At 56.8% G+C, this 19,573-nt stretch carries 19 protein-coding genes; 5 read left to right on the top strand and 14 right to left on the bottom strand.

The features are described from left to right. Window positions 1-314: 314 nt before the first annotated feature. From U6G28_01615 to U6G28_01630, 4 genes are all read right to left on the bottom strand, one after another. Entirely contained in the window at window positions 315-1,397 is a 1,083-nt protein-coding gene (locus tag U6G28_01615) for a hypothetical protein (GenBank protein ID WRS30416.1), read from the bottom strand. 157 nt (window positions 1,398-1,554) lie between these two features. Continuing rightward, complete coding sequence (dtd, locus tag U6G28_01620; GenBank protein WRS31174.1) at window positions 1,555-1,986, bottom strand: D-aminoacyl-tRNA deacylase; 432 nt, start codon at window positions 1,984-1,986, stop codon at window positions 1,555-1,557. A 10-nt stretch (window positions 1,987-1,996) separates the two neighbouring features. Beyond that, a complete protein-coding gene (locus U6G28_01625; protein ID WRS30417.1) occupies window positions 1,997-3,160 on the bottom strand; it encodes a folate-binding protein in 1,164 nt (387 codons plus the stop codon). Between the two features lie 186 nt (window positions 3,161-3,346). Next, on the bottom strand, window positions 3,347-3,994 hold the full coding sequence (locus U6G28_01630; GenBank protein WRS30418.1) for a heme-binding beta-barrel domain-containing protein: 648 nt from the start codon (window positions 3,992-3,994) through the stop codon (window positions 3,347-3,349). Window positions 3,995-4,057: 63 nt separating this feature from the next. On the opposite strand from U6G28_01630, the gene U6G28_01635 reads away from it, so the two are divergent. Further along, window positions 4,058-5,206 (top strand): acyl-CoA dehydrogenase family protein, encoded by a 1,149-nt coding sequence (locus U6G28_01635; GenBank protein ID WRS30419.1) that lies wholly within the window; start codon window positions 4,058-4,060, stop codon window positions 5,204-5,206. A gap of 139 nt (window positions 5,207-5,345) precedes the next feature. Here the strand turns inward: U6G28_01635 and U6G28_01640 are convergent, their stop codons facing one another. Beyond that, window positions 5,346-6,089: a GTP pyrophosphokinase family protein gene (locus U6G28_01640; GenBank protein WRS30420.1), complete on the bottom strand. Its 744-nt coding sequence runs from the start codon at window positions 6,087-6,089 to the stop codon at window positions 5,346-5,348. A gap of 340 nt (window positions 6,090-6,429) precedes the next feature. Further along, on the bottom strand, window positions 6,430-8,571 hold the full coding sequence (locus tag U6G28_01645) for a DUF2156 domain-containing protein (protein WRS30421.1): 2,142 nt from the start codon (window positions 8,569-8,571) through the stop codon (window positions 6,430-6,432). A 312-nt stretch (window positions 8,572-8,883) separates the two neighbouring features. On the opposite strand from U6G28_01645, the gene U6G28_01650 reads away from it, so the two are divergent. From U6G28_01650 to U6G28_01665, 4 genes are all read left to right on the top strand, one after another. Next, window positions 8,884-9,342 carry an META domain-containing protein gene (locus U6G28_01650; GenBank protein ID WRS30422.1) on the top strand — a complete coding sequence of 153 codons (459 nt, stop codon included), beginning with the start codon at window positions 8,884-8,886 and terminating at the stop codon, window positions 9,340-9,342. Between the two features lie 378 nt (window positions 9,343-9,720). Then, window positions 9,721-10,263: a GntR family transcriptional regulator gene (locus U6G28_01655; protein ID WRS30423.1), complete on the top strand. Its 543-nt coding sequence runs from the start codon at window positions 9,721-9,723 to the stop codon at window positions 10,261-10,263. Further along, window positions 10,260-11,174 (top strand): ABC transporter ATP-binding protein, encoded by a 915-nt coding sequence (locus U6G28_01660; GenBank protein ID WRS30424.1) that lies wholly within the window; start codon window positions 10,260-10,262, stop codon window positions 11,172-11,174. Before U6G28_01655 ends, U6G28_01660 begins: the two co-directional genes overlap by 4 nt. Window positions 11,175-11,176: 2 nt before the next feature. Continuing rightward, window positions 11,177-11,866: a hypothetical protein gene (locus tag U6G28_01665; protein ID WRS30425.1), complete on the top strand. Its 690-nt coding sequence runs from the start codon at window positions 11,177-11,179 to the stop codon at window positions 11,864-11,866. Between the two features lie 162 nt (window positions 11,867-12,028). Here U6G28_01665 and U6G28_01670 read toward each other — a convergent pair whose 3' ends face one another. The 8 genes from U6G28_01670 to U6G28_01705 all read right to left on the bottom strand — a co-directional run bounded on the left by U6G28_01670 (window position 12,029) and on the right by U6G28_01705 (window position 19,546). After that, window positions 12,029-12,457, bottom strand: a complete 429-nt coding sequence (locus U6G28_01670; GenBank protein ID WRS30426.1) for an aspartate carbamoyltransferase regulatory subunit — start codon at window positions 12,455-12,457, stop codon at window positions 12,029-12,031. Next, a complete protein-coding gene (gene pyrB / locus U6G28_01675) occupies window positions 12,454-13,383 on the bottom strand; it encodes an aspartate carbamoyltransferase (GenBank protein ID WRS30427.1) in 930 nt (309 codons plus the stop codon). The genes U6G28_01670 and pyrB overlap by 4 nt, the downstream gene beginning before the upstream one ends. After that, the gene (gene pyrE / locus U6G28_01680; GenBank protein WRS30428.1) at window positions 13,384-14,037 is read right to left on the bottom strand and encodes an orotate phosphoribosyltransferase; all 654 of its coding nucleotides are present in this window, start codon (window positions 14,035-14,037) and stop codon (window positions 13,384-13,386) included. It abuts the gene before it with no gap. After that, window positions 14,030-14,770 carry an orotidine-5'-phosphate decarboxylase gene (gene pyrF / locus U6G28_01685; protein ID WRS30429.1) on the bottom strand — a complete coding sequence of 247 codons (741 nt, stop codon included), beginning with the start codon at window positions 14,768-14,770 and terminating at the stop codon, window positions 14,030-14,032. The genes pyrE and pyrF overlap by 8 nt, the downstream gene beginning before the upstream one ends. After that, window positions 14,767-15,861 carry a dihydroorotate dehydrogenase gene (locus tag U6G28_01690; GenBank protein WRS30430.1) on the bottom strand — a complete coding sequence of 365 codons (1,095 nt, stop codon included), beginning with the start codon at window positions 15,859-15,861 and terminating at the stop codon, window positions 14,767-14,769. Before U6G28_01690 ends, pyrF begins: the two co-directional genes overlap by 4 nt. Next, entirely contained in the window at window positions 15,858-16,742 is an 885-nt protein-coding gene (locus tag U6G28_01695) for a dihydroorotate dehydrogenase electron transfer subunit (protein ID WRS30431.1), read from the bottom strand. Before U6G28_01695 ends, U6G28_01690 begins: the two co-directional genes overlap by 4 nt. A 1-nt stretch (window position 16,743) precedes the next feature. Next, window positions 16,744-18,084: a dihydroorotase gene (locus tag U6G28_01700; GenBank protein WRS30432.1), complete on the bottom strand. Its 1,341-nt coding sequence runs from the start codon at window positions 18,082-18,084 to the stop codon at window positions 16,744-16,746. Between the two features lie 178 nt (window positions 18,085-18,262). Then, window positions 18,263-19,546: an adenylosuccinate synthase gene (locus U6G28_01705; protein WRS30433.1), complete on the bottom strand. Its 1,284-nt coding sequence runs from the start codon at window positions 19,544-19,546 to the stop codon at window positions 18,263-18,265. Window positions 19,547-19,573: the final 27 nt, after the last annotated feature.

The raw sequence follows: 19,573 nt of genomic DNA on the forward strand, positions 1-19,573 counted from the left end.
CCTTCAGCCTAGGGTGCTTGAGAGGCCAGATGGCGTTTGTTCGCTGAAGGCGCGACCTGATCGGATCCCTACCCGTAGTGACTTTCGCCGTGCGCGGCAGTCTGGAAAGATAGCCGTTTTGGTCATTTTCGTGCTGGAAACATGCAAATTACGAAGTGACGGAGGGCAACTTTGGCTGGGTTTCTAAGACGTGCCCGGACCATGCGGCGAGAACGGACCGATTTCCTCGTCTCACTAGAGAAAGCTGCTCGGGAAGACAGATGCGAAAGGGCTCGGCTAGGTGGCCCCGGCCGAGCGCATCTCTGAGGGGTTGATCAGTCCTCTAGATATTCATTCATTGGCTTAACCATGAACCTGTTGTTCGGCATCTGGTCCGTAGAAACATAGCCGGGCGCCGCGTCAATCAGAGCCGGAATCCTGTTAACCAGGTTCGCGCACGTCAACTTCACGGTGTCGGGGCGATCAACGGTTATGGTCACGTCCGGCTCGCCGTAGAGCGTCCATTCATTCCGATCGAACTCATCCGGTGCATAGACTTTGCCGATGCACTGGGTTTCGATGGTTATTCCCTCTGCCGTCTCAGTCGTCACGACGGCGGACATCCCGGTGGCGTCCCCAGCCTTGATGGTCATCCCCAGGGTCGAAGACTCCAAATCCGCATCGTGCGTGAGCGGAATCTGCTTTTGCACCTGAGAAATCGGCGTGAGACCAAACCGCTCACAAAGCCACCCGTTCTGGTTCCACATGTACGAGGGAGCAATCTCCCCGCTGGTGATTTTCTCCGCTATCTCATCTGAGCCCAGGTCGTTGAACTGGCCGACCTCCCTATCGAACTCCTCGATTGTCAGTCCAGCTCCGTGGCCCTTCGCCAGCGCAATGCCGTAGTCCTCGACGTTGTAGGAGGAAGAGCCCTCGATCTTCGTCAGCTTGTTTAGCGAGCCCGCCAAAGTATCAACAAGTACGCCCCAGTACAGGTCCGGGTAGCCCGAACCGCTCAGAGTGCAGTTGTTCGCTTTAGCTAGGGTGTCCAACTCAGCCACGAGTTTGGGCGAAGAATTCTGTGGGAAGATCGCCTCTTCCGCCGTTGAGATCGCATTTACTCCGTTCTTAGCGCAGACAGCCATTGCGTCGTAGATGTCAGCGATTGTGCTCATGGTGGTTATGACAGCTACGTCTGGCTTCAATTCCGATAGCAGTGCATCTGCATCAGAGGCACTGGTGACGGTAACGCCAACCGGGTCGCCTCCCATGATCTCGCCGATATCCCTACCCACAACATGGGGGTTCATATCGATTGCGCCAACTATTTCGACACCGTGATCCAGTAAGAACTGCATGGTGTGGACGCTCATTTTGCCGCAGCCGTATTGGACGGCCCGAACCTTCTTGTCAGTCACTTCCATCTCCTTTGGTAAAAGCGTTAGCTTGCACTTTCAACGCTACGACCGCAGAGACGACAAAAACAGATCCAGAGGTCCCCACCAGTTAACTACAACGGCCTCAATTCCGAAGTGGAAGCAAAGTCCTTAACCCGGGAGACATTCCGGGAGACAACTACTCCCTCGTGTCCACTATTACGGTAAAAGGGCCGTCGTTCACCAGGGACACCTGCATCATCGCACCGAAAACGCCGGTGGCGACTTCCACGCCTTCATCTCGGAGTAACTGGACCAGGTCATCAATCATCGGTTCCGCGACCTGTCCCGAAGCGGCGTCCATCCACGATGGTCGCGCACCCTTCTTAGTCCTGCCATAGAGCGTGAACTGGCTTACGAGGAGAACCGGGGCATCGGTCTCCCGCACCGACTTCTCCTCGTCCAGAATCCGCAGGTTCATAATCCGCGCGGCCATCTTCTCAATGTCCGCTCTGGTGTCCTCTCGGTGCGCGGCAACCAAGGCGACCAAACCGGGTCGGTCGATCTCTCCGACAACTTCGCCCCCAACGGAAACAGAAGCGGTTGCCGCACGCTGAAGTACTGCTTTGATCTCTCGGCCCCTATCTCTGTGTTCCGGGGCCGTGGGTTCTAATGTCGCGTTTGCCGGCATCCAGACGCTTCAAGCCTTCGCCCGGCCTGGCGTCCGGGGCGTGATCCGAACGACCGTCGACCGGGACTATCAGCTCCTGCAGAGCGTCCACCTCACCCACGTTCAACTGCGCCGCCGGGTCGAGGTTTCTTTTAAGGAGAGCAAGCCCGATCGGACCCATCTCGTAATGCTGTGCTACCGAAGTCAGCACGCCTACCTGACGCCCATTTAGTTCTACGGGAGTTCCCGGTTCAGGCATCCGTTCCGCTGAACCGTCTAGTTGCAAGAAAGTGAGCCGACGAGGAGGCCTCCCCAAGTTGATGATTCTGGCGACCGATTCTTGTCCGCAGTAGCAACCCTTATTGGTATGGACCGCAGTACGAAGCCAGTCGAGTTCTGCCGGCACCGCTCGATCATCAACCTCAGAACCGGGAAGAGGACGCCACGCTCCAACTCGGGTCGCCTCTGCCGCCAGTAGACCGACCATCCTAGCCTCGCCCACACATGAGAAACGTCGGACAAACTGATCGACACCTTCAGTTGGGATCAGGTAGAGGCGGAAGTCCGCCTCGGGGTGCTTGCCCTGGAAGTAAGCGGCCCCTCCCTCGACAACATCTGGCCAGGCGTCGCGCCAAACCAAACCCCCGAGTTCTTTTGCGACCTCAAAGTTAAGTTCTGCTCCCTCCCGCTTTTCGTTGTCAGTCACGAAAGAGGCGTACTCCTGAGAGACGTCTTCGACCTCCACTCGAAGCATGAACTGCATTGACCGCAAGAAGTCAGCAAGGGCTCCGGCAAACTGGAACTCTGTGATCAGGTAGGCGGCATCACCGTCATCGACAATCCCCGCAGCAAACTGGATGCGCCCCTGCGGATCAAGGAGTAGTAGCTCCTTCGACGATCCTTGACCCAAATCAGAGACGATCTGTGAAGAAAGGGTCGTGATCCAGCTGAGTCGGTCCGGCCCAGAAACTCGAACTACTCCGAGGTGCCCGAGGTAACTAAGACCTCGTCCTTCCTCGAATGCCTGCTGCTCGTCTGCGGGCCAACCGAAGTGAATAGGGAGTGCTATGAATCTCCCCTCTTCGGCAATGACCGGGTTTTTCGTTGCAATCGACGCGGGAATAGAGGGCGTCATAGAGGGACCTCGTATCTCGATCCGCGCGAAATCCAAGTAGTCTCATCACTTTGGAACTTCAATAACGGCGCGTTGGTGAGCGGACTCTTCCTTATCCGGGCGCTCTCATGCGACTTTGGACGGTGAACGCCGGAGATCGCCCGACGACACATCGCCGAGACCTTAGATTCTTGCTGAACCACGGCTCTACTTCTCCTCGCCCACGTCTTCCACGGACACCGCCCGCGATGCGCGCTGAAGGCGACCGGTGAACTTCGTTTCGAAATCCTCGTCCCCCACCTTGTTGTCTGAAGCCCACATCAGCTCGCCCCCGACCAGACCGAACATACGAGACATATGGTCAACCTGTTCGACACCGGGAGCGAGGACAATCGCGTCAGAATCAAGACGGATTCGCGGCCCCATACCTACACCGGACCACAGAACCGCATAGCCACGGGAGTCGGCGGCAGTGACACGAAGCTCACGCGGGTCCTCTCCCCCAGCCAAGGTAGCCAAAGGAGACGGAACCGACCAGTAGAGCGTTTCCTCCCACAGGAGCTCCCCAGCGATTATGTGGTCCATGCCTTCGGCTGCGGTCCAGAGTGGATCAACCTCCTCGGCGACATGGCCCGCGTAGAACGAAACTTTCATCCGTAGCTGGTCACCGAGGACATCAGCCTCAATGTGCTGAAGAATCGGCGCATCGGGAGCCACGGGTTCGTCTCGAGGTTCCTCGCCGTCAAGAGGAGGAACCTCACCCTCACCAACGAGCGTGCCCCATCCTTGCCAAGTTCCCACCAACCACGCTAGAGGGGCAAGCTGGAGGGGAAGGTTCTCAGGAATCTCAAACATGCGTCCAGCCTACTTTGCAATCTCGATGTGGTCACCGATGAGCTACGCGCATAAGTTAGAGATATGGAATTTCTCAGTGATGAACTACTTGACCAGATCCATTCACGGGCCGCTCAGTACGACGCCGAGAACAGGTTTCCCCAAGTTGACTATGAAGCACTACGGGAGGTGGGCTACTACTCTGCATTCGTTCCCAAAGAATACGGTGGCGCAGGGCTAAGTCTGACGGAGATAGCAGCCGAGCAAACTCGACTAGCAAAGGCAGCTCCCGGTACTGCATTGGGAATCAACATGCACCAGATCATCGTCGGCCTGGGAAAATACCTGGTGAAGAACGGCAATCCGAGAGGCGAGCAAATTCTTCGCGATGCGGTTGAGGGTCACCTGTTTGGCTTCGGGATTTCTGAGCCGGGGAATGATTTAGTCTTGTTCGGATCGATCACCGAAGCACGTCCCCAGGAGGATGGGGCCTACTCATTTCACGGCACAAAGGTGTTTACCTCCCTCGCTCCGGCATGGACACGCTTGCTGACATTCGGAGCAGACAACGCGGGCGCGGACGCACCGAAATCCGTGTTTGCCATTCTGGACCGGGAGACAGGCGGCTTTGACATTAAGGATGACTGGAATGTCATCGGGATGAGAGCAACCCAGTCGAACACAACCGTGCTGGACGGAGCAACGGCACCAGTGACCCGGGTTTTGGGTCGGATTAATCCAGGTCCTTCGACGGATCCGATTGTTCTAGGTATCTTCACCCATTTCGAGGTGTTGTTAGGTGCCACCTACGCGGGTATCGGTGAGCGAGCGATTGAAGTCGCAGCCGAGCACGTCAAGAAACGCAGGTCGGTCATGAACCAGGATGTCTACTCGAATGATCCTTCAATCCGTTGGCGTTTGGCCGAGGCTGCCTTGATTATGAACCCGATAGGACCGCAAATCCGAGAACTCGCGGCGTTGGTGGAGTCGGATGAGGAACCCTCTATTGCTTGGCTACCTCGCTTCTCTGCGGTAAAGAACGCGGCGTCGGAAGCTTCTCTTCGTGCGGTCGAGCAGTGCATCAGGGCGTGCGGCGGTTCTTCCTACTATGAGAAGAACGAGCTTTCTCGCCTGTATCGCGATGTATTGGCGGGACTGTTCCAGCCCTCGGACCAGGAATCGTTGCACAGCGCGTGGGCAAACGCGATTCTCGGGCCGGTGACAAGCAAGTAGTCGGTGGCGAAGCCGATCCTCAGAGGTTCGCGGGCCACACCGGCAGATACTCACGCACCGGAGGCGGCCTCACGCGAGTCCCACCGCACATATCCACCAGTATGGCCAACCCCAAAGCGCGATCGCATGATGGATCAAGTCAGTCGTTGCGAGAGAAGAACTGCCGTAATCCCTCGCTGGAAGGGAACTCGATCTCCCAATCATCATCGAGGGTGGGGAAATGCCTGCGCGACGGACGCTGCTGGGTAACTTCGCGGTGAATCTGCTCCATCTGTACGTCTAACCTGCCAGCAGTCAGCGCGGCTTCGTGCAGACCAGTGCGTAGCGCCTCGGGTATCTCAGAGTCGAACTTGTAGTAGATCTTGTGTTCAAGACTGGCCCAGAAATCCATTGCGATGGTACGTATCTGAACCTCCACCGGTACATCCACAGGGCCCGAGGAGAGGAACACCGGAACTTCAATCAAGAGGTGCAGGCTTCGGTAGCCGTTTGGTTTCGGGTTCTGGATGTAGTCCTTGGTCTCAATGACAGTGACGTCTTGTTGCCCAGTAAGCGCCTCCGCGATCTTGTAGGCGTCCTCAATAAAGCTGCACACCACCCGCACGCCCGCGATGTCGCGTACCATATCGCGGATTTCGCGTATTGTTCTTGCTCCGCCCCGTCGCTGAACCTTATCGACAATGCTGTCTACTGACTTCAGACGCGAAGTTACGTGCTCAATGGGACTGTATTCGTGCATGTGCTCAAACTCGGACTGAAGGATGTTGATCTTGGTCATTACCTCGTCAATGGCGAACTCATAGTTCAGGAGGAACCCTGTGATTCCGTCACGCAGACGCCGCATCACTTCAACTTGATCGCCCTCGGGTAGTTCCACACTCATCGGGTTGGTACTCCTTCATCTGTTACCGCGCCTCACGCTACCCGACAATCCTGAAGGGTCGCTGGAAGATTCTTTCTCTTATGCCGTTAGCCCGATAGTTCCATTCAGATAGCCACTTTAAAGATCGGTAGTGGCACCGCGCTTGCAGAATAATCAGGTCGCTACCGTCGACCATGTAGACCAGCCAACTAGAGACCCGCGGCAATCTACCATTCGACGCTACGCCAACGCCGTGGCGGCACTGGTTTCACATCAAGTAGAGCTTGAGAACCTGCAACCTGTTGCCGACGGGATGACTTCGAACAGTCACCGATAGGAGGATTCCGTTTAGCGTTCAGCCCTAGTCCGCGTCGTGGCTTTCCCGTACCGTACTCACCGCAGACAAAGCAATGTCGCGCATTTTCGTATCAGGTAGGTACGCCTGCAAGATGGCTATGCCAATTCGGGGAAGATCCCCTTCGTCACGGTAGAGCAAATACAACTCCTCATCGCGCGGATTGAATTTTTGCTTGAAACGATGCAGAGACTTGAAGCCATAGAGCGGTTCAGCAAGCGAGCTCAACTGGTCAAGAACCCTGTATATCGCTTCGTCGTCCTGCTCGCTACCACGAACTAGGGGTGCACCAGAAAGCGACAGAAAATCATAGCCAGCCTCAGAAAAGTGCTTCGCTGATGATGCTATGAGGAACTCCATTACCGGTGGAAAACCCTCATCGCGCCTGCGCATAAGGTCAAGAGTCCAACCAGCTATACGACCGGGCTCTGTGGTGCTGTACACGGGGAGCCACGAGGTTACACCGTGCAAATTGCCTTCTTGATCAAGGGCAACGCCGACGAGGACCTCCGGATCGAGCGCTTCGTCAACCGTACCGAGGGTAAAACCCATTTCCGGCAAACCCTTGTCACCCGTCCACTGCTCCGAAATCATCCTCACCTGCGCTAACAGGCTCCAGGGAGCTTCGTTCAGATGAAGCATGCGGAACTCGATACCCTCGCGCCCCGCCCGGTTGATTGCGGTTCTCACGTGGTTCCACGCCTTACCAGTGAACGCGAGCCCCGGAAGATCAACGATAGTGTCCTCGGCTACCACGATCGAGCGCCAACCCTCAGGTTTCGCTTGATCAGTAGCAGCGCCTGCCGAGAACACGCACGGCACAAAGCCCGCCTCTTCAGCCTTTGTCACGAACTCACTGAGAGCATTTGCGTGGCGGCCAGCGGAGACAACGGCATCGCCAAGTTGAATGGCAACCCCCGAGTGCACCTGATAGGCGAGCGCGCCGTCCTCAACCTCAATGCGGAGGTTGTCGGGCCAGCTAGTCATCCATGAAATGGTCCCCCCACCCAGGCCGTGTAGTTGGTCGACCATGTCAGCGCGAGAGATCTCTTTGGCTTGCAACTGTCGCTTTGCTTTGCGTAGCGGCACTCGGAATGCGTCACGTCCGGCAATCAGAAACACCATGAGCGCAAGCCAGAAGAATGCGGGTGCAACGAACTGTCCCAAGATATCTTGGGGTTGGTCAATGTACCCGTCATCGATGAGAGCCGGAATCGATAGGAATGACAGCGCCGCTGTGAGCACGTTGTAGGCACCAAGGACCAACGCGACAATCCATGCGAAACGGTGCCCGCGGCGGATCCCATTGGCGATGAGGGCAATCACTACCAGATCGAGGAGAACATCCCAGAAACTGCTACTTGCACTGTGCTGTCCCAGGGGCCCGTCATACGGCACGATCATCGCGATAACCTGGATAACGCCGATAATGATCAGCCCCCACAGGGCAATAAGGCGTCGTTCACGATGACTCGGACGGCTCATTTTGTGCCTTAGAGAAGGAATCACGCCCGTAGCAATCAGTGCTACTACAAGCGCAACAGCATGTTCAAGGTCATATAGGTTTCCAAGATAGAGCAACGAAACCCCGACCCAGACCACCACAGCGGCACGGGCGCGCAATCGCCACGGCGACGGCAGAGTGGCAATTGCGAAGACCAGCGCAGCAAACGCGGCACACGAGGGTCCAACGTCGTAGGTTTGCGAGAGCATTTCTGCCCAATGCCACCCCGTGCGGGCGACGATAGCAACAATTGCTGCTGAGCCGAGAACGCCAACGAGATGTCCACTGAGTGCAATCGCTACGGTGCGCCAGGTACCAAAGCTCCGCTCGGCCCATCCGAAACCAACTACTACTAGGACCAACACAGACAGGTATGCAAGCGGCGGTGAGGCGACGAAGGGCGACGTGAACACGGTCCACCATCTGCCCTGTTCGAACGCCGGAAGGCCAGTCGCAACAAATTCATACCAGGGCTTCTCTGATGCCGGAGTGAACATGCTCCCGGTGAACGCCCCGATAACGAGAAAGACGAGCGTGAAGAGCGCAGTAAAGGGCACCGTGCGAAGAAAGGCTATCGTTCGGTCTAGTCGGACAGTTGCCATAGGCTTGCTTACCTCGGAGTTCGACTGCTGATCTACATCCACGCTCCTCAGTTTATGTCTTCACAGAACAGGTAAACGAGACAACCCCGCGCTCGTCTTCGTGGGGTAGACTTGTCTCGACGCCGGGTCGTTGCCCCGGGCTCCAACTTCAGCCGCCACGAGCGGCATTAGCGCCGACAGGCGCAGTGGCCCGGCGTTCAAATTTCCCCTCTTACACAGCTACCAATTACGTTTGTCAGTTGCGGATTGCGAACCCATCCCAACTCAGGGATCTATCCATTTACTCCCTGCGGCCACAGTGAGATGCTAGGGCTGCATGACCCAGCCGGACACAACCCAGTAACGGAGACTCCGATGAACAAACGGTTTGCCGCATTCGCCATGGCACTCGGTTTTGCCTCAACCCTCGCCATTGCGGGATGTAGTTCTGACTCTCCGAGTTCAACATCTGGGGTTCACCCCTCAGCCAAGATCACGTTGGACTCCTTGGCAGGAGAATGGATACTCACTGGGGTTTCTGGCCCAGATGGTGTGCTTGAGGGGATACCGGAGGGGCAACTAACTGTCCAAGACAACGGCGAGTTCCATTTCTCTGCAGAGTGCAACCAAAAGGGTGGAACGATACGTGTTCAGGACGAAATGTTAACCACTAATGAAGTCTTCACCACCCAGATGCTCTGCGAGGGAATCGTCGGCGAGGTCGACGACATCGCGGGAACAGTCTTGGGCAACGTTTCCTCTTCCACCCTGACAGAATCTGGAACGCTAACTTTGGTTGGCCCCAACGGCGAGTCGCTGGAGTTCACCCGCTGACAGCGAGTGTCGAAGCATCCCCAGACAGACTAAGCTCCATCAATCCACTGATCCTCCATTAGGTCACTTGGAAGTTACCCAGGCCCGACGATAGTCATATCGCGCAGACTAACTCAGTGCAGCAACCTCTCCCCAGGGCATGGAAGAACTGCGTGCATTGCTGTCATGCTATCCAGGCTCCCTTTCGAAGCACAGAGCCGACGAACACCCCGATCAAGAATCTCTGAGCGCGGCGGCAACTTAGGCCCGCACTTGTCGAGGCAGTGAGCAACCTCCATACCTACACATGTGGAAAAGCGGACCCTATTTGCGTTCTCGACTACGTCGGTTATATGGTTCATTAGTCAAGTAATGAACCATATAGGTTGGGAATGCCCGATGGACTCAGATCGTCCCCTCTTCGTACAGATCGCGGAAGCGATCGAGAACCAAATTGTCAGCGGCGCACTTCTTGAGGAGAGTATGGCTCCCTCGACCAACGCACTCGCTACCTTTTACCGAATCAATCCAGCGACGGCCGCCAAAGGGATGCGCCTTCTGCAGGATCAAGGAATCGTAGAACGCAGACGTGGACTCGGGATGTTCGTTACCAAAGGTGCTCGGAAGAAGTTGCTTGCGAAACGTCGCACCTCGATTAATGAGGAGTACGTCAAGCCATTGGTTATGGAAGCACGCGTCATCGGGCTGCACACAGATGAGCTGATCGAGATGGTCGAAGCCGAAGCAAGTTCATTATCCACGGACGCCGGATCGGGCAAAACAGATGCCGACCGACTCCCTACAAGTGTCGGCATGCTCCCAAAGGTGGAGGCATCAACTAAGCATGGCCCGGCGGTAATCCCCGGATCCAGCCACCGGCCGACCGAGGACACTGGTACTCCGGAAATTACGCAACGATCCGGCTCGGAAGAAGCCCGATGAGTCTCACTTCCACCGAGACAGCGATTCCCCTTGTTCGCGTCAATGACGTCACTAAACGGTACGGGAACACCATTGCCCTCGACCGAGTGTCCACGACCCTAGAACCAGGCACCGTGTATGGGCTACTTGGGCGCAACGGGGCAGGCAAAACAACGCTGATGTCGATCCTTCACGCGCAGAGCTTTCCGACTTCCGGCTCAGTGCGCATCGGGGGACAGAATCCCGCCGGAAGCCCCCGGGCGCTTGAGCAGATCTGCTTTATCCGAGAGAACCAGCGCTACCCTGACCAAGCGACCTGTCCATCAGTCTTGAAGACTGCCAGCTGGTTTTATCCGAACTGGAACCAGACAGCCGCCGATGAACTAGCAAATCTGTTTGAGCTACCCAGAAAAACTGCAACGAAAAAGCTCTCCCGCGGTCAAGCCTCCGCGCTAGCGGCGACCGTTGGCCTCGCATCGCGCGCCCAGATAACTTTATTTGACGAACCCTATTTAGGTCTGGATGCCGTGGCCCGAGACAGGTTCTACAGATACCTGACGCAAGAGATCGATCTGTTCCCGAGAACTGTCCTTATTTCCTCCCACCTCATTGACGAGATTGGGGGCCTCATTGACCACGTCTTATTGTTGGATCACGGAAAACTCGTCCTCGATCAATCGGCTGAAGAACTGCTGGAGCGGTCGCATTCAATCGTTGGGCCGACAGCACTGGTGGAGGATTTCTGCTCTGGATTTGAGGTGCTAAACAGTGAGCCTCTTGGCGGAATTAGTCGCTACGACGTCCTCGGATACATAGGCGAGTCCCAGCGAGAGGAAGCAATGCGACAGGGGCTGGACATTTCACCACTGCCCCTACAGTCGCTCTCGACCGCAATCGCCTTGCACTCTGCAGCCCGAGCCGAGAAGGACTAATCGTGGAACGAATCCTAAGAGCAGTACGTATGCAGTACGCAAACGCCACGGCATACTTTTGGGTGCCGGCAATCATCGCGGTCTTCGCCTCGGGTATCGTCGTGCTGATAGCGTTGATTGTCCCCACGCAGGAAACCATATATTCGGGGGCGGCCAATGCTCCCATCTGGTTCTTTGCAACCGCTGGCATCCAGTCGGTGTTGCTTACGTTCCCATTTGCCTTAGCCATGGGCGTGACCCGATGGGAGTACTCGGTGTCAACCTTCTTGGCAGCCGTGGGCGCGGCGGGTTCCCTCGCGCTGTTCGCCATAGCACTCGGATGGGCGGAGGATCTAACGGGTGGATGGTGGGTTGGAGCCTATACCTTCTATCTCCCCTGGTTCTGGAACCAGGGGCCGCTGGTGACTTGGATCCTGTTCACCTTCGTTTGCGTCGTGCTATTTCAGGTCGCCTACGTTTTCACAGTTGTCTACAAACGGTACGGAATGATGTCGATGGTCGCCCTAATACTCGCACTGATCCTCGCACTATTGGTGCCTATCTGGGCCATAACAGCGAATAGCTGGTGGCCTCAAACCCTGACCTTCTTCTCGGGGCTAACGCCCCTCGAGGTTGGTGGGACGTGCCTCGTAGCATCCATTGCAATCGGCGCATTGGGCTATCTAGCACTCCGTAAGTATGAATTCCGCTAGGGCGTGTTTCCTGAATCTGTGCTCGGGCGAGGATGCCCGAGGAATTCGTGGTTATGGGGCGGAAGAGGAGGCTTTGCTGGTGGCAAAGCCGACGATAACAACGTAGCAAACGCGGATTTCCCGATCACCACAGCAAGCAGGGATTTAGGAGACGCACCCTAGCTACAGCGCCTGCTTTTCGGCCGCTGCCTCACAATAGACGCAACGGTACAGCTCCCGCTCGGGATCAACCAGTTCAAATACCTGATCCACCTCGTCCTCCACCGAGGTGATGCACCGTGGATTCTTACAGTCCACGATGTTCCACAGTCGCCTCGGTAACTCTAGGTGCTTCTTGGCGACCAGTTCATTGTTTTGAACAATGTTGACCGTGATCCGCGGGTCAATGTATCCCAGTGCGTCCAGGTCTACATCCATGTCCTGGTCGATCTTGATGATGTCCTTACGCCCGTGCTTTCGACTGACGACGTTCTGGATGATCGCAACCGAGCAGTCCAGTTCGTCTAGCTCAAGCAGGCGGTATATCCGCATTGAGTCTCCCGGCTGAATGTGGTCGATGACGATTCCGTTCTCAACTCCGTCGATGTTCATTTCGTCGACTCCTTTCCGGCTTCGTCCAGCAGTTTCAGAATCAGCGCCATCCGCACGATCATCCCATTCTTGACCTGGTCAAAATAGACCGCTCTCGGGTCGTCATCTACTTTTACCGAGATTTCGTTGACTCTGGGAAGAGGATGGAGAATCTTCATCTCTGCCGCCGCGTACTGCATCTTTTCCGTATCCAGGATGAATCGGTCTTTCAGTCGCACGTAATCCTCCTCGTTGAAAAACCGCTCCTTTTGCACCCTGGTCATGTAAAGGATGTCTAGGTCCCCGAGATGAGCCTCCATTTCGTCCGTCTCCAGATACGGAACACCCTCGCGATCAAGCATTTCGCGCAGGTATGAGGGAATGCGCAGTTCTGGGGGCGACATGAGTACGAACGAGATTCCCTCGTACTGCAGCATTGCGGTTATCAGTGAATGTACTGTTCGCCCGAACTTGAGATCGCCTGCCATCCCTATCTTTAGGTTGTCGAGCCGTCCCTTCTCACGGTGAATCGTGAGAAGGTCCGTGAGAGTCTGTGTCGGATGGTTGTGTCCACCATCGCCCGCATTAATCACCGGAACGGTTGACCTGCGAGAGGCGAGGAATGGGGCGCCCTCTTTCGGATGCCGCATGGCGATGATGTCGGCGTAGCATGCGACGGTTCGGACCGTATCCGTCACAGACTCACCCTTCGCAGCCGAACTGGAGTCGGCACTAGAGAAACCCAAGACGCTACCGCCCAGAGCCTGCATCGCCGCCTCGAAACTGAGCCGGGTACGGGTCGAGGGCTCAAAGAACAGTGTCGCCAGACGCTTGTGAGCACATCGGTCTTGAAACGCTATCGGGTCAGCAATGATGCGTTCGGCAACACCCAGCAGTTCATCAATCTCCTCTTTGGAGAAATCACGGATATCGATTAGGTGGCGCATCTATGCGGACTCCTTCCACCAGGCTGATGGGTCGTCTCGGAAGCGGAGGACTTCCGGGGCTTGTTCGGCAGTCAGGAACCCCCGCTGCTCGGCTACCTGAACCAGAGTGTCGAGGTTAGTAAGCGCGGCGCAGGTTAAGCCCGCGCCCTTGAAGGTTTCACTCGCCCGACCCATGTTGTAGGTGAATATTGCCAGAACTCCCTGAACGTCAAGGCCAGCATCGAGTAAGACATTCGCGGCTTCTACCGAGGAACCTCCCGTTGAGATCAGATCCTCGATCACCACTGTCTTCTGACCGGCAGTGTAACCGCCCTCAATCTGGTTGCCGCGTCCGTGTCCCTTGGCGCCGCCGCGAACATATCCCATCGGTAAGCCCAACAGTTCCGCACTGAGCGCCGCGTGGGCAATTCCGGCGGTTGCGGTTCCCATGAGGACTTCCGTTCCTGGAAAGGCTTCGAGAACAACGTCTGCCATTGCACGCTCGACCCGCTTTCGGACCCCCGGCCTTGAGAGGATAAGCCGGTTGTCGCAGTAGATCGGGCTCTTGATTCCACTGACCCACGTGAAAGGTTCCTCGGGACGCAAAAAAACCGCTTTGATTTCGAGGAGATCACTAGCAACCTGCTTAGCGATTTCCCTCCTGGAACTACTCATTTGCTCCTCCTACGAAGTCATGGACACATCGCTGGTATGCCGCGAGCGGATCAGGCGCCGCCGTGATTGGGCGACCCACCACGATAAAGTCCGATCCGGCAACCCGCGCGTCTGCAGGGGTCATCACCCGCACCTGGTCATCAGCAGCCGCATCAGCGAATCGAATCCCCGGGGTCACCGTCAGGAACCCCGGGCCGCACTCCTCTTTCACCAACGCTGTTTCGCGAGGTGAGCAAACCACGCCGTCCAGTCCAACATTCTTAGCGAGGGACGCGTACCCAACGACCGAGTCTTCGACTGCGCCGGGGATTCCAAGTTCCTCATTCATCATCCGCGCACTGGTTGAGGTCAGTTGTGTGACAGCGATCAAGAGCGGTCGGGTTCCATCGGAACGTGTCAGCCCTTCGCGGGCAGCCTCCATCATCACTGCGCCGCCACTAGCGTGCAGATTGACCATGTCAGCGCCCAGGTCACGCAGAACCCGCATCGTGCTACCGACCGTGTTCGGAATATCGTGCAGCTTGAGGTCGAGGAACACCGAATATCCCCGGTCCTTCAGCCCACGAACCAAGTCCGGACCAGCCCCATAGAACAGTTCCATGCCGACTTTAAGGTAGGGGCGCTCGCCCTCCAGCTTCCCAAGGAACGTATCCAGAGCACGCACACTTGGAAAGTCAGCGGCGACAATCACGTCACTCTGCCTACTTCCGACACTCAGGTTATTGCTACTCACTGTTTTGCGACTCCAATGATCTCTTGAAGGTTAGTAATGCCCAGTTCGGCCATTACCTCGGGAAGTTGCTCAAGAATCTGTGGAATTACCAGCGGGTTCCGCAGGCTCTCTGCCCCGATCTGGACTGCGCTGGCGCCGGCCATCATCATCTCTACTACGTCGTGGGCCGTGGCAATCCCGCCACTCCCCATGATCGGGACGGCCAGGGTTTGCGCCACCTGGTAGACCATACGTAACGCAACCGGGAGGATTGCCGGACCCGAAAAGCCTCCGATGGACTGCGCGATCACTGGGCAACGTCGTTTCACGTCTATTCGCATTCCCAGCAGAGTATTGATGAGAGTGAGGCCGTCCGCACCCGCATCAACACACCCCTGAGCGATCTCGACGACATCGGTGACGTTGGGACTGAGCTTGACGAAGAGCTTTGACTCTTTTACAACCTGTCGAACTTCTCTAGTGACCTCCGACGCCGCGGCGCACGAGGCACCAAAACTCATTCCTCCCCCATGCACGTTCGGGCATGAGATATTCAGTTCAATGAACTCGCTGAGCCCGTCTGCTTTTTCGCAGCACTCAACGTATTCGTCGATTGAGAAGCCAGAGACGTTCATGATTACAGGCTGGTGGTAAAACTTCGCAAGTGCCGGGAGCCGTTCAGCCACGACAACGTCGATGCCCGGGTTTTGCAGTCCAATCGAGTTGATCATTCCTGAAGGAGTCTCGGCGATACGAGGAGTTGGGTTGCCTTCCCTGGGTTCACGCGTCGTCCCCTTGAGTGCCGCGGCACCCAGGATGTTGGGGTCAAAGAAGTCAAGAAATTCCTCGCCAAAACCAAAGCACCCGGAGGCCGGAATTAGTGGGTTTTGAAGCCGCACGCCCGCAAGATCGACCGAGAGCTCGGGGACGGGGTCCTGCTTCCCACAACCCGAGCGGGTCGAGTCTGATTCGGAACCCTGACCCGCAAAGAGTTTCGTATCACTCATCAACGCTCGATCCGCTCGCAGGTTCGCAGCAATCGCGGCTCCGAGAGCGACCGACGGGCCGACACCGAACTCAGAGCTTTGGTTACCTGAACTCGCTGAGTTCACCACACCAGCACCTCGCTTCCGAAGACCGGCCCCTCTTTACAGATGCGTTTGAGGCCCCCGGCCGTCGGCAGTGTGCAACCCATGCAGGCACCGAAACCACACCCCATGCGCTCTTCCATTGAGTACTGACCCGGGACCTGCGCACAAGCAAACACCGCTCGGAGCATCGGAGTTGGACCACAGGCATAGACGAAGTCCCACGGGGTTGAGTTGTCTTGACTGGCAGAATCAGTCGAAGCCTCGCCGTCATAGCCGCCCAATGACAGTTCGCCCGAAAAATCCTGCTGGTCGGTAATGAGTTCGTGAGTTACGGCCTCCTCAGGATCACTGAGCGACGACGCCAAATCACCGCGCAACTGCGCCATAGCGTCGGTAACGAGGCCCTGAACTCCCTTGCTTCCATCTACGGTGGCAACTGTGACGGAAATGCCGAGTGCTTCTATCTCTTCGACGAGAGCAACCTCGTTAGCTGATCCAAACCCGAGAATTACCCTGGGAGCGGTCCCCTCCTCGATCAAGAACTCGGATAGAGCGAGCATTGGAGCTACCCCGATTCCCCCTCCAACGATCAGCGGGCGCCGAACTCCTGAGGGAAGCGAGAACCCGTTCCCAAGCCCCGAGAGGACACTAAGTTCAGTTCCAATCGATATCCGAGTCAGAGCGTCAGTGCCCCCACCCAAGACTTTGTACATGAGGGTCAACTGCCCCGGCTTCCAACTGCAAACTGACAGCGGCCTACGCAGGTAGAACCCTGGAACCGCAACATTCACGAACTGCCCCGGTCTGCGTAAATCTGACGTATCGCCGGCCAACTCCAAGAAATAGGTATCTCTGGCAATCTGCCGATTCTCTGATACCCGAAGGAGTTGCACGGAGCTCATGTCAGCGAGTCACTTCCTCTGCTTCGGAGCCGGGTAAGGGAATAAGTGTCCCTGGGTCCCAGACCGGGACCCCCTGGCAAATCGTGAGGTCAACACGACCGTAGAGCTCATTGCCCTGGAATGGGGTGGCGTGTCCTTTTGAGAGGAACTGGGCTGGATCGACCGGACCCACGGCTTCAGGATCGAAGATGATCAGATCGGCGGCGATGCCTTCCTTGATTGTTCCTCCGCCGAGTCTGAAACGCTCACGCCCAGCCGTGCTCATAACGCGAACGAAATCGGCAATGGTCATCCGCCCATTTCGAACGAAGTGGGTGTAGATGACTGGAACGGACACTTCAAGTCCAACGACTCCGTTGGCTGCATCCTTGAGAGGGACATCTTTTTCGTCAGCAGAATGAGGCGCATGATCCGTCGCAACCAAATCAATCGTGCCGTCAACCAACGCGCCCGCGACGGCTTCCATGTCGGCTCGCGAACGAATCGGGGGGTTCATTCGGAATCGTCCGTTGTCCTGAAGCATGTCATCAGATAGGACCAGGTAGTGGGGTGCGGCCTCCGCTGTGATCGGAAGGCCCTTTGCTTTTGCCTCACGGATTAGCTCCACACTCCTTGTCGTGGAGACGTGGCAGGCGTGGTAGTTACACCCGGTCTCCTGTGACAAGCGCAGGTCCCGTTCAAGCTGAGTCCACTCGGAAGCTCCGGGCTTACCGATGTGACCGTGACGGCGAGCGTACTCACCATCATTAATGTAGCCGTCACCGGAAAGCTCAAGGTCTTCACAGTGCTGAGCGACGATACCTCCGGCGGCAGCAACCCGGGTCATGACCTCCCGCATTAGGTCTTCGGATTGAACCCCGAAACCATCGTCAGAGAACCCAACCGCCTCGGCCGCCAGAGCCTCGTAGTCCAAAAGCTCTCCTCGTCCATTTCCACCCTCGGTTAGACAGGCGTATGGGAAAACCTCGACCAGGGCTCTCGTGGCATAATCCTCCTGCTGCCGTCGAAGCTCGTTCAAGTTGTCCGGGGCGGGATCCAGATTTGGCATAGCGCACACGGTGGTAAACCCACCTCGGGCAGCCGCCGCAGTTCCGGTTGGAATGGTCTCCTTGTATGAAAAACCCGGCTCGCGCAGATGCACGTGGACATCTGCAAGGCCGGGAAGAACAAGCTTTCCACTAAGGCTTAGAATCCGATAACCAGAAGGATTGATTTGCCCGGGTTCGGTGATCCTGTCAATAACCAGCGGAAGGTCATTGCCTTCCGACACGAGGGAAAGGTCCACCCTACGCAGTTGCTCATCCAGGAAAACCTGGCCGCCGCGTAGCAGTACTTTCATCATTACCCCCGGGGTGGCTGAGGACAGGTTACATCATTAGACGAGGGCGAATGGCCCGCGTCCCCGTCGGCGGACCACCGTGCGGGAATCTCCAATCAGATAGGGGCCGTTTCACGCCGTCTCTCCGGCGTGTCGGCTCCCTATCTGATTGGCAAACCAAAAAAGGGAGGAGGGAGCGGCGCTAGATGAGGGGATGCCTCACTATTGTCGCCTCCCGGTCCTGACCGACCCCGATCGCCGAGATTCGGCAATCGGCCTGCTCCTCAAGGAACTCGATGTAGTTCCGGGCCGCTTCGGGCAGATCCTCGTACTCCCGAATCCCCGTGATGTCTTCCTGCCAGCCCGGCAGATCCTCGTACACAGGCTTCGCAGCAGCAAACTCACTCTGAAGAACCGGCATCTCCCGCGTGACCTGACCATTTACCTCGTACCCCACGGCAACCGGAAGCGTTTCGTAGCTGTCGAGGACATCCAACTTGGTCAGCACAATGTCCGTCAGACCGTTGATCCGTGTGGCGTAACGCAACACAACCGCATCGGCCCAGCCAACTCGCCTGGGTCGTCCTGTAGTCACACCGTACTCCCCGCCAAGGTCACGCAAATGGTTGCCCGCTTCCCCGAACAACTCAGTCGGGTACGGACCTTCACCGACACGAGTGGTGTAAGCCTTAGCGACCCCGATCACACGGTCGATCTTGGTCGGACCCACGCCAACACCCGTCAGCGCACCGCCCGCGGTGGTGCTGGACGAGGTGACGTACGGATATGTCCCGTGGTCAAGGTCCAGCATTACCGCTTGTCCCGCCTCGAATAGGACCTTCTTGTTCGCATCCAACGCCTCGTTGACCAGTAGCGAGGCATCCACGATCATTGGTTCAATCCGCTTGCCGAACTCCAGCAGTTGCTGGGTGATCTGCTCAGCGTCAATCTCTTCTTCAAGCCCATAGGCACCGAGGGTTTCCTGCTTCTCGCGCACCGCACGGGTTACGCGGGCGCGCAGAATCTCCTCATCCAATAGATCCTGGATGCGAATGCCGATCCGGGAGGCCTTGTCGGCGTAAGTCGGGCCAATCCCTCGTCCGGTCGTCCCAATCTGACCCGCTCCGAGCGCCTTCTCAACCGCGCGGTCTACTAGGCGGTTGTAAGGCGGGATCACGTGAGCGTTTGCCGAGATCACTAGCCTTGAGCAGTCGATTCCACGACTCTCCATCGCATCAATTTCGTCAAATAACGCCTCGGGGTCAACAACAACCCCACTGCCGAGAACCGGGGTCGCAGTCGGTGAGAGTATTCCCGCCGGAAGTAGGTGCAACGCGTATTTCTCGTCGCCGATAACAACCGTGTGACCGGCGTTGTTACCTCCGTTAAACTTCACCACCACATCGACGTCTGTCCCTAGTTGATCTGTGGCTTTGCCTTTGCCTTCGTCGCCCCACTGGGCTCCAACGACGATAATCCCTGGCATGATCCCTGGTCCTTTGTGAAGGGGACT

Source organism: Actinomycetaceae bacterium MB13-C1-2, assembly GCA_035621235.1.
In the GTDB taxonomy this organism is placed as follows: Bacteria; Actinomycetota; Actinomycetes; order Actinomycetales; family Actinomycetaceae; genus Scrofimicrobium.

Bases quoted from the DNA above. Each gene is read 5' to 3' on its own strand.
- U6G28_01625 (WRS30417.1), bottom strand. From the start codon at position 3,160: ATGACGCCCTCTATTCCCGCGTCGATTGCAACGAAAAACCCGGTCATT.
- U6G28_01630 (WRS30418.1), bottom strand. From the start codon at position 3,994: ATGTTTGAGATTCCTGAGAACCTTCCCCTCCAGCTTGCCCCTCTAGCG.
- U6G28_01635 (WRS30419.1), top strand. From the start codon at position 4,058: ATGGAATTTCTCAGTGATGAACTACTTGACCAGATCCATTCACGGGCC.
- U6G28_01640 (WRS30420.1), bottom strand. From the start codon at position 6,089: ATGAGTGTGGAACTACCCGAGGGCGATCAAGTTGAAGTGATGCGGCGT.
- U6G28_01650 (WRS30422.1), top strand. From the start codon at position 8,884: ATGAACAAACGGTTTGCCGCATTCGCCATGGCACTCGGTTTTGCCTCA.
- U6G28_01655 (WRS30423.1), top strand. From the start codon at position 9,721: ATGGACTCAGATCGTCCCCTCTTCGTACAGATCGCGGAAGCGATCGAG.
- U6G28_01660 (WRS30424.1), top strand. From the start codon at position 10,260: ATGAGTCTCACTTCCACCGAGACAGCGATTCCCCTTGTTCGCGTCAAT.
- U6G28_01670 (WRS30426.1), bottom strand. From the start codon at position 12,457: ATGAACATCGACGGAGTTGAGAACGGAATCGTCATCGACCACATTCAG.
- pyrB (WRS30427.1), bottom strand. From the start codon at position 13,383: ATGCGCCACCTAATCGATATCCGTGATTTCTCCAAAGAGGAGATTGAT.
- pyrE (WRS30428.1), bottom strand. From the start codon at position 14,037: ATGAGTAGTTCCAGGAGGGAAATCGCTAAGCAGGTTGCTAGTGATCTC.
- U6G28_01695 (WRS30431.1), bottom strand. From the start codon at position 16,742: ATGAGCTCCGTGCAACTCCTTCGGGTATCAGAGAATCGGCAGATTGCC.
- U6G28_01700 (WRS30432.1), bottom strand. From the start codon at position 18,084: ATGATGAAAGTACTGCTACGCGGCGGCCAGGTTTTCCTGGATGAGCAA.
- U6G28_01705 (WRS30433.1), bottom strand. From the start codon at position 19,546: ATGCCAGGGATTATCGTCGTTGGAGCCCAGTGGGGCGACGAAGGCAAA.